The organism is Ramlibacter sp. (assembly GCF_013697775.1).
GTDB lineage: Bacteria > Pseudomonadota > Gammaproteobacteria > Burkholderiales > Burkholderiaceae_C > Ramlibacter.
In genome coordinates, this window is the sequence record NZ_JACCWG010000419.1 from 1 (window position 1) to 9,087 (window position 9,087).

Annotated in this window: 8 protein-coding genes; 2 read left to right on the forward strand and 6 right to left on the reverse strand. The window is 68.1% G+C overall.

All coding sequences use genetic code 11. The features are described from left to right. The 5 genes from H0U68_RS21225 to H0U68_RS21245 all read right to left on the reverse strand — a co-directional run. A partial coding sequence (locus H0U68_RS21225) for an FAD-dependent monooxygenase (RefSeq protein ID WP_296358891.1) occupies positions 1-806 on the reverse strand: 806 nt, incomplete at its 3' end. 4 nt (positions 807-810) lie between these two features. Beyond that, positions 811-3,690 carry an aconitate hydratase gene (locus tag H0U68_RS21230; RefSeq protein WP_296358892.1) on the reverse strand — a complete coding sequence of 960 codons (2,880 nt, stop codon included), beginning with the start codon at positions 3,688-3,690 and terminating at the stop codon, positions 811-813. Between the two features lie 86 nt (positions 3,691-3,776). Beyond that, positions 3,777-4,973, reverse strand: coding sequence for a phosphoglycerate dehydrogenase (locus H0U68_RS21235; protein WP_296358893.1), 1,197 nt, complete (start codon positions 4,971-4,973; stop codon positions 3,777-3,779). Then, positions 4,966-6,048: a 3-phosphoserine/phosphohydroxythreonine transaminase gene (gene serC / locus H0U68_RS21240; protein ID WP_296358894.1), complete on the reverse strand. Its 1,083-nt coding sequence runs from the start codon at positions 6,046-6,048 to the stop codon at positions 4,966-4,968. Before serC ends, H0U68_RS21235 begins: the two co-directional genes overlap by 8 nt. Positions 6,049-6,162: 114 nt before the next feature. Next, positions 6,163-6,567, reverse strand: coding sequence for a hypothetical protein (locus H0U68_RS21245; protein WP_296358895.1), 405 nt, complete (start codon positions 6,565-6,567; stop codon positions 6,163-6,165). Positions 6,568-6,677: 110 nt separating this feature from the next. On the opposite strand from H0U68_RS21245, the gene H0U68_RS21250 reads away from it, so the two are divergent. Then, complete coding sequence (locus H0U68_RS21250; RefSeq protein ID WP_296358896.1) at positions 6,678-7,505, forward strand: helix-turn-helix transcriptional regulator; 828 nt, start codon at positions 6,678-6,680, stop codon at positions 7,503-7,505. Here H0U68_RS21250 and sbmA read toward each other — a convergent pair. Beyond that, positions 7,465-8,466: a peptide antibiotic transporter SbmA gene (sbmA, locus tag H0U68_RS21255; protein ID WP_296358897.1), complete on the reverse strand. Its 1,002-nt coding sequence runs from the start codon at positions 8,464-8,466 to the stop codon at positions 7,465-7,467. The genes H0U68_RS21250 and sbmA overlap by 41 nt on opposite strands. Before the next feature lie 328 nt (positions 8,467-8,794). Here sbmA and H0U68_RS21260 point away from each other — a divergent pair. Next, on the forward strand, positions 8,795-9,087 hold a 293-nt coding region (locus H0U68_RS21260), incomplete at its 3' end, for a hypothetical protein (RefSeq protein WP_296358898.1).

Here is a 9,087-nt window from a genome sequence, read left to right on the forward strand (position 1 = left end):
GCCCAGAGGCGCCATTGCGGGATGGCGGCGACCAGGTCGCGCACGTCGGCGCAGGCCGGGCCCATCGCAGCCTGCAGGTCGGCCAGCGCCGCGGCCTGGTCCCAGTTGCGCGGATCGCCTTGCAGCCGCCCCTCCACCAGGCAGACCACGTTGAGGAGTTCGCCGGCGCGCACCGGATAGCGCACCAGGTGCAGCCGGGGCCCGAGCCACACCGTCACGTCGCTGCTGCGCAGCGCCTGCGGCAGCGCATCCTGGCGCACCAGCGCCCGGTATGCCACGTGGCCGGTGAAGTACGGCAGCTCGCCGCCGATCACCTGCAGCCGCACGCGGCCGAACACGCCGTCGGCGCCCACCAGCGCATCGCCCTCCACGCCGCCATTGACGCACACGCGGTCGTCGCCCGCCTGCACGTTCTCGATGCGCCTGCCCGTCACGAGCAATGCACCGGCATCCTCCGCCGCGCCGCGCAAGACCTGCTGGAGATCGGCGCGGTGCGCCGTGAGGTACGGCGCGCCGTACCGCCGCGCAAAGTCGGCGAAACGCAGCCGCCCCAGCTCGCGGCCATCGGCTGCTTCGCGCACGCTCAAGCACTCCGGCCGTGCCACGCATGCGTCCAACCCGCCTTCCAGAAGGTCCCATTCGCGCAGGATGCGCGTGGCGTTCGGCCCCAGTTGAATGCCGGCACCGGCTTCGGAGAACGCCTCGGCCTGCTCGAACAGGCGCGCCTCCCAGCCGGCGCGCCGCGCGGCCAACGCCGCGGCCAGGCCGCCGATGCCGCCGCCGGCGATCAGCAGTTCCCGGCTCACGCCGTCACGCCGCCAGCAGCTGGCGCAGCACGTAAGGCAGGATGCCGCCGTGCTGGTAGTAGTCGACCTCGATCGGCGTGTCGATGCGCAGGGTGACGGTGACCTCCAGCTTCGTGCCGTCGGGGCGCGTCACCACCAGCAGCGCGTCGCTCTGCGGGCGCAGCTCGGGGTCGGGAATGATGTCGATCAGCTCCTGCCCGTCCAGCCGCAGCGACTGCCAGGTGTCGCTGCCCTGAAACTGCAGCGGCAGCACGCCCATGCCCACCAGGTTGCTGCGGTGGATGCGCTCGAAGCTGCGCGCCACCACGGCCTTGATGCCCAGCAGCTGCGTGCCCTTGGCGGCCCAGTCGCGCGACGAGCCGGTGCCGTATTCCTCGCCGGCGAAGATCACCGTGGCGCGATTTTCGGCGATGTACTTCATGGCCGCGTCGTAGATGAACATCTTCTCGGCGTTGCCCTGCGCGTCGCGGTACATCGTCAGGCCGCCCTCCTCGCGCGAGCCGTCGTCGCGCGCCGGGATCATCAGGTTCTTGATGCGCACATTGGCGAAGGTACCGCGCATCATCACGTCGTGGTTGCCGCGGCGCGAGCCATAGCTGTTGAAGTCCGGCTTCAGCACCTTGTGCGAAAGCAGGTACTTGCCGGCCGGCGAGTTCTCCTTGATGGAGCCCGCCGGCGAGATGTGGTCGGTGGTGATCGAGTCGGCGAACATCGCCATGATGCGCGCGTTGCGCACGGTGACGCCGTCTGCGCCTTCCACCGGCGGCTGCAGGCTGAAGTCGTCGAAGAACGGCGGCTCGGCGATGTAGGTGCTGGTGGGCCAGTTGTAGGTCTGGCCGGCGACGCCGTGGATCTCTTCCCACAGCGCGCCCGGATCGCTCTTGACCTTGCCGTAGTTCGCGCGGAACGCCTTGCCGTTCATCGCGTACTTCATCAGCTTGTAGATCTCCTTGCTGGTCGGCCAGATGTCGCCCAGCCACACGTCCTTGCCGTCGGCGCCTACGCCTACCGGCTCGGTCATCAGGTCCTTGAGCACCGTGCCGGCCAGCGCATAGGCCACCACCAGCGGCGGGCTGGCCAGGAAGTTGGCCTTGATGTTCGGGTGGATGCGCGCCTCGAAGTTGCGGTTGCCCGAGAGCACGGCCGCGCACACCAGGTCGCTCTGCGTGATGGCCTCGTTGATCTCCGGCGTGAGGTCGCCCGAGTTGCCGATGCAGGTGGTGCAGCCGTAGCCCACCAGGTTGAAGCCCAGCTGCTCCAGGTAGGGCAGCAGGCCGGTCTTCTCGAAGTACTCGGTGACGATGCGCGAGCCCGGCGCCAGGGAGGTCTTGATGTGCGGCTGCACGCGCAGGCCCTTCTCCACCGCCTTCTTGGCCAGCAGGCCGGCGGCCAGCAGCACGCCGGGGTTGGAGGTGTTGGTGCAGCTGGTGATGGCGGCGATCAGCACGTCGCCGTTGCCGATGGTGATGTCGTCGGACGCCTCCGCCCGTTGCGGCCGCACGGGCTCCGCGCGTGCGTGCGCGGCCGGCAGCGTGGGCTTGTTGGCCTCCATCTCCATCTCGAAGCGCGGCGCCGCCAGCGGCGTGGGCGGGTTGTCCGGCACCTTGCGGCTCATCTCGTTGTCGTCGCGCTTGACCAGGTGGCGCGACATCAGCGTCTCGGCGTGCTGGTTGAAGCCGTTTTCGGCGGCGGGGCGCGAGAACAGCTCGCGGAAGTTCTCCGCCACCTTGCCGATCTCGATGCGATCCTGCGGCCGCTTGGGGCCGGCCAGGCTGGGCGTCACGCTGCCCAGGTCGAGCCGCACCACCTGCGAGTAGTCGATGTCGCCCGGCATCGGCACGCCGAACATGCCCTGCGCGCGGAAATACGTTTCGAACGCCTCGATCTGCTCGCGCGTGCGGCCGGTGCCCTCGAAGTATTCGATGGTGTTCTCGTCCACCGGGAAGAAACCCATGGTGGCGCCGTACTCGGGCGCCATGTTGCCGATGGTGGCGCGGTCGGGCACGGCCAGGCTGCGCGTGCCTTCGCCGAAGAACTCGACGAACTTGCCCACCACCTTGTGCTTGCGCAGGATCTCGGTCACCGTCAGCACCAGGTCGGTGGCGGTCACGCCTTCGCGCAGCTTGCCGGTGAGCTCGAAGCCAACCACGTCGGGCGTGAGGAAATACACCGGCTGGCCCAGCATGGCGGCCTCGCCCTCGATGCCGCCCACGCCCCAGCCGACCACGCCGATGCCGTTGATCATGGTGGTGTGGCTGTCGGTGCCGACCAGCGAGTCGAAGTAGTGCATGCCGTCGGCCGTTTTGTGCACGCCGCGCGCCAGGTACTCCAGGTTCACCTGGTGCACGATGCCGAAGCCGGGCGGCACCACGCCGAAGGTCTTGAAGGCCTGCATGCCCCACTTCATGAATTCGTAGCGCTCCCGGTTGCGCTGGAATTCGAGCTTCATGTTCAGGTCCAGTGCGTCCTTGGACCCGTAGTGGTCGACCATCACCGAGTGGTCCACCACCAGGTCCACCGGCACCAGCGGCTCGACCGTACCCGGGTCGCGGCCGAGCTTGGCGGCGGCGCTGCGCATGGCGGCCAGGTCGGCCAGCAGCGGCACGCCGGTGAAGTCCTGCAGGATCACGCGCGCCACCACGAACGGGATCTCGGTGCTGCGGTCGGCGTTGGGAAACCAGTTGGCGATCTGGCGCACGTGCTCGGCCGTGATCTTCTTGCCGTCGCAATTGCGCAGCACCGACTCCAGCACGATGCGCATGGACATCGGCAGCCGGTTGATCTTGGGGAACTGCCGCGCCAGCAGCGGCAGGGAGAAATAACGTCCGCTCGCACCGGAGCGGGTCTTGAAGGTCTTGATGAGCTCAGCGAAGGCGTGGGACATTTTTTTGTGATGCAAACATGTTGTTGGTTTGCATCGATTTTGCCCCCACACGCTGGCGCCGTGTCGGGTTTGTCCGAACAGCCGCGCTATTGGGGCAGGTACCGCACCGCGAGCACGCCTTCGATGGAGCGGATCGCCTCCAGCGCACTGTCGGGCACCGCGCTGTCCACGTCCAGCAGCGTGTAGGCCATGTCGCCGCGCGACTTGTTGACCATGGTGTGGATGTTCAGGCCCGCCTGCGCCATGGCGGTGGATATCTGTCCCACCATGTTGGGCACGTTCGCATTGGCGATGGCGACGCGCCAGGCCGATTCGCGCGGCATGCTCACGCTGGGAAAGTTCACCGCGTTGGCGACGTTGCCCTGCTCCAGGTAGTCGCGCAGCTGGTCGGCCACCATCACGGCGCAGTTCTCCTCGGCCTCGCGGGTGGAGGCGCCCAGGTGCGGCAGCGCGATCACGCGTGCATGCCCGAGCGTTGCCGGCGCCGGGAAGTCGCACACGTACCAGCCCAGCTGGCGGCCGTCCAGCGCGGGAATGACGGCCGCGTCGTCGACGATGCCTTCGCGCGAGAAATTGAGCAGCACCGCCTCGGGCCGCATCAGCCGCACGTTGTCGGCGTTCACCATGTGGCGGGTTGCGTCCAGCAGCGGCACGTGCAGCGTGACGAACTGCGCGTTCTTCAGCACGTCGTTCACGCTGGCCGCACGCTTCACCTGCGCGGGCAGGCTCCAGGCCGCGTCCACCGTGATGTCGGGGTCGTAGCCCAGCACGTTCATGCCCAGCTTAATGGCGGCGTCCGCCACCAGGCAGCCGATCTTGCCCAGGCCGATGACGCCCAGCGTCTGGCCCGCGAGTTCGAAGCCGGCGAACGACTTCTTGCCCTCTTCCACCGTCTTGTCGAGGTCGGCCGCGCCGGTGTCCAGGCCGCGCACGAAGACCTGGGCCGGCGAGATGTTGCGCGCCGCCATCAGCATGCCGGCCAGCACCAGTTCCTTGACCGCGTTGGCGTTGGCGCCGGGCGCGTTGAACACCGGCACGCCGCGCGCGCTCATCGCCTTCACGGGGATGTTGTTGGTGCCGGCGCCGGCCCGCGCGATGGCCCGCACCGAGGCCGGGATGTCCATCTTGTGCATGTCGGCCGAGCGCACCAGCACGGCGTCGGGCGCGGCAAAATCCTTGCCGGCCAGGTAGGCCCCGGCGGGCAACCGGTCCAGTCCGCCTTGCGAAATCTGGTTGAGCACCAGCACCTGGAAGGGACCGCGCGCGACGGCGGCCTCAGCCATGCTGCGCCTCGAATTCCTTCATGTACGCCACCAGCGCCTGCACGCCTTCCATCGACATGGCGTTGTAGATGGAAGCGCGCATGCCGCCCACCGAGCGGTGGCCCTTCAGCTGGATCATGCCGCGCGCCTGCGCGCCCTTCAGGAAAGGCTCGTCCAGCGCCGCGTCCTTCAGCGTGAACGGCACGTTCATCAGCGAGCGGTCGGGCAGCGCCACCGGGTTGGTGTAGAAGCTGCTCGCGGCCAGGTAGTCGTACAGCAGCGCGGCCTTGGCCTTGTTGTGCGCCTCCATGGCCTTCATGCCCCCGAGCGCCTTCACGTGCTTGTAGACCAGGCCCGCGATGTAGATCGCATAGGTCGGCGGCGTGTTGTACATGGAGTCGGCTTCGGCCTGCGTCTTGTAGTTGAAGGCCGTGGGCGTGATCGGCAGCGCGTGGCCGAGCAGGTCCTCGCGCACGATCACCACGGTCACGCCCGACGGGCCCATGTTCTTCTGCGCGCCGCCGTAGATCAGCCCGTACTTGCTCACGTCGATCGCGCGCGACAGGATGTCCGAGGACATGTCGGCCACCAGCGGCACATCGCCGGTGGCGGGCGTCCAGTGGTACTGCACGCCGCCGATGGTTTCGTTGGAGCAGATGTGCACGTAGGCCGCGCCGGGGTCCAGCTTCCATTCATTGAATGCCGGAATGGCGGTGAACTTGCCTTCCTCGCCCGAGGCGACCACGTTCACCTGGCCGTAGGTCTTGGCTTCCTTGGCCGACTTCTTCGACCAGTCGCCGGTGACCACGTAATCGGCGCGGCCGGTGCGGCCGATCAGGTTCATCGGCACGATGGCGTTCTCGCCGATGGCGCCGCCCTGCATGAACAGGACCTTGTAGTTCGGCGGAATCGCCAGCAGCTCGCGCAGGTCGGCCTCGGCCTCGGCGTGGATGGCGATGAACTCCTTGCCCCGGTGGCTCATTTCCATCACCGACATGCCCGTGCCGTGCCAGTCGAGCATTTCCTCGGCGGCCTGCCGCAGCACGGGCTCGGGCAGGTTGGCGGGACCGGGGCTGAAGTTGAAAACGCGGGTCATGGGGGCTCTACTCCTGATCTGTGGCAAGGGGGCCAAAGGCCGATCCGATGCAGCATACAAGAACTGAAAAGCCCTCCATAACGGCACTGTGCAGGGCCCGCGCAGGGCCTCCGTTCAGGCCCAGCCGACCACCGGCGCCCGGCGCAGGCCCATCCACTGCAGCTCGCCCAGCACCGCGACGCAGGCCAGCTGCGCCAGCACCCAGGCCGTGCCCAGCGCGGTCGGCGCGAAGCCGCCCATGGCCAGCAGCAGCACGCAGCCGATCGCCCAGCCGAAGTTGCCGATGGCGAACAGCCGCACCAGGCCGCGCGGCACCGGCTCGCGCAGGCCGACGAAGGCGGCGACGGCGGCGTAGGCCACCAGGAAGATGCCCGACTCCATGAGCAGCGGCGCGGGCAGGTGCAGCAGTTCGGCCAGCGTGCCGGTGAAGGCCAACTGCAGCGCGCCGGTGGCGAGGCAGGACGCGGCATCGGCCAGCATCACGTTGCGCAGGAATCGGGGCGAGGCGAAGATCGACATGGCGGGGCTCCTTGGGTTGACGGTGCGCCGATGATTCGCCGCCCAGTGCTCAAGGTCGATGACCTCGCAGGTAATGCGCCTGCGGCGGCGCTGGCCCTACCATGCGGTCCATGATGGACACCCAGACCCTCGCGCAGCACCGTGGCATGCCTCCGGCCTTCGGCGAACAGCTGCGCAACTGGCGCCAGCGCCGGCGGCTGAGCCAGCTCGACCTGGCGCACGAAGCCGAGATCTCCACCCGCCACCTGAGCTTCGTGGAAACCGGCCGCTCGGCACCCAGCCGCGAGATGGTGCTGCGCCTGGCCGAACGGCTGAACGTGCCGCTGCGCGAGCGCAACGGCATGCTGGTGGCCGCGGGCTATGCGCCCATGTACCGCGAGCGTCCCTTGAGCGACCCCGCGCTGGCGGCGGCGCGCGAGGCCGTGGAGCTGATCCTCAAGAGCCACGAGCCCTACCCGGCGCTGGCGGTGGACCGGCACTGGAACCTGGTGGCCGCCAACGCCATGGTGCCGCACCTGATGGCCGGCGCCGACCCGTCGCTGCTGCAGGGACAGATCAACGTGCTGCGCCTCAGCCTGCATCCGCTGGGCCTGGCGCCGCGCATCGTCAACCTGCGGCAGTGGCGCGAGCACCTGCTCGAGCGCCTGCACCAGCAGGTGCAGGCCACCGGCGACGCGCAGCTGGCCGCGCTGGCCGAGGAGCTGCGCGGCTATCCGGTGCCCGACGACGCGAGCCACGCGCAGCTGGAAGGCGAGCTGCTCGGCGTGGCCATGCCGCTGCAGTTCCGCACGCCCGACGGCGTGCTGAGCTTCATCAGCACCACCACCGTGTTCGGCACGCCGGTCGACGTGACGCTGCAGGAACTGGCGCTGGAGACCTTCTTTCCGGCCGACACCTTCACGCGGGACGCACTGCGGCGGCTGGCGGCGGCTGCCTGATCTGCAGCTCGAAGGCGCGCAGGCGCTTGTAGACGGAGATCAGCTCCACCACCGTGGTCCAGCTCAGCACCAGGTACTGGAACGCGCCTTCCACCCGGCCGAAGGCGCGCACGATCTGCTGCATCACGCCCAGCGTGATGGCGCCTGCCACCAGCGTGGGGCCGAGCGCGATGTAGGGCACCAGCACGCCGAACTGAAGGTAGCAGTACTTCGCCACGTCGAAATACAGGTAGTGGAAGAACAGGCGGAAGTAATTGGTGCGCACGGCACCGAACAGCCGCTTCACGTCCTCGGGCGCGGCGCGCTCGGCATGGTCCTCGCCATAGACCAGTTCCTTGCGGTAGGCCGCTTCCACCCGCTGGTTCTGGAACTGCAGGCCCGGCAGCTTGACGCCGACGATGGCCAGCAGCACCGTGCCGGCCATGGCGAAGGCCAGCGCCACCCACACCAGCGAATGCGGCACCGCGCCCAGCACCGGCAGCTCGGTCACCTTTGCCGACAAGGCCCACAGGATCGGCACGAACGCGGCCAGCGTCATCAGGCTGCGCATGAACTCCGCGCCCAGCCCTTCCATGATGCTGGCGAAGCGCATGGTGTCCTCCTGCACGCGCTGGGCCGCGCCCTCGATGGTGCGCAGCTGGTCCCAATGCGCCATGTACCAGTCGTTCATGGCCTGGCGCCAGCGAAAGATGTAGTGCTTGATGAAGAAGTCAAGCACCACCGCCACCGTGACGTAAATCATGGCGATGCGCCCGAAGGTCATCAGTTGCGCCCAGAACTCGGCCAGCGTGATGCTGCCGGGCTTGCCGAGCGCGCGCTGCACCAGGTCGTAGAAAGTGCCGAACCACTCGTTGATCTGCACGTCGAGATTCACCCGGTACCAGGTGGCCCACAGGATCAGGGCCGAACCGAGGAGGGACCAGGCGAACCAGCGGCGCGAGAGAAAGAAGGATCTAAACATCGTGTGCTGTCGGGTGGTTGCGCTCGGCGAATGCTAAACCCCGCGCGCCGCACACGGGGCCGATCGTCAACTGCTGAGCCATTACGGCCGCGTTGTCACACATCCGAGACACAAAAAAGCTGATTGGGTGGCTCGGCGGACACGCGTCAGTGCGCACGCACAACATCCCACGCATGGTACCGACGAGGCGCATGTCTTTCGTTTTGCAACATGGCTCTATCGCTAGACACCATCCGGCCAAAAGCCTTCCGGTGAAAAGCGACCCGACACGTGGCTGCCTTGTGCGGCTGCACGAAACAACCTTTTTAAATATACCGGGAGCAATTTCATGAAGGCGACGAAAAGCGGAAAGTTCCAGTTGACGCTGGTGGCTGCGGCCCTTGTCAGCGCGCTGGGTCTGTCGATGGCCAACGCCACCGGTAACGGCGGTGGAGTCGGCGGCGGTAATGGTGGTGGCGCTGGCGCCAGCGCCGGTGGCGTGGGCGGCGGCAGCGGCGCTGGCGGTGGTGCCGGCGTGGGCGGCGGCGGCGGTGGACACGGCGGCGGTGCCGGCGTGGGCGGTGGCGGATCGGGCAGCGGCTCCGGCAGCGGCGGCGTGGGCGCAGGTGCAGGCGGCGTGGG

Coding starts and splice junctions, on each gene's coding strand:
- H0U68_RS21230 (WP_296358892.1), bottom strand. CDS start 3,690: ATGTCCCACGCCTTCGCTGAGCTCATCAAGACCTTCAAGACCCGCTCC.
- H0U68_RS21235 (WP_296358893.1), bottom strand. CDS start 4,973: ATGGCTGAGGCCGCCGTCGCGCGCGGTCCCTTCCAGGTGCTGGTGCTC.
- serC (WP_296358894.1), bottom strand. CDS start 6,048: ATGACCCGCGTTTTCAACTTCAGCCCCGGTCCCGCCAACCTGCCCGAG.
- H0U68_RS21245 (WP_296358895.1), bottom strand. CDS start 6,567: ATGTCGATCTTCGCCTCGCCCCGATTCCTGCGCAACGTGATGCTGGCC.
- H0U68_RS21250 (WP_296358896.1), top strand. CDS start 6,678: ATGATGGACACCCAGACCCTCGCGCAGCACCGTGGCATGCCTCCGGCC.
- sbmA (WP_296358897.1), bottom strand. CDS start 8,466: ATGTTTAGATCCTTCTTTCTCTCGCGCCGCTGGTTCGCCTGGTCCCTC.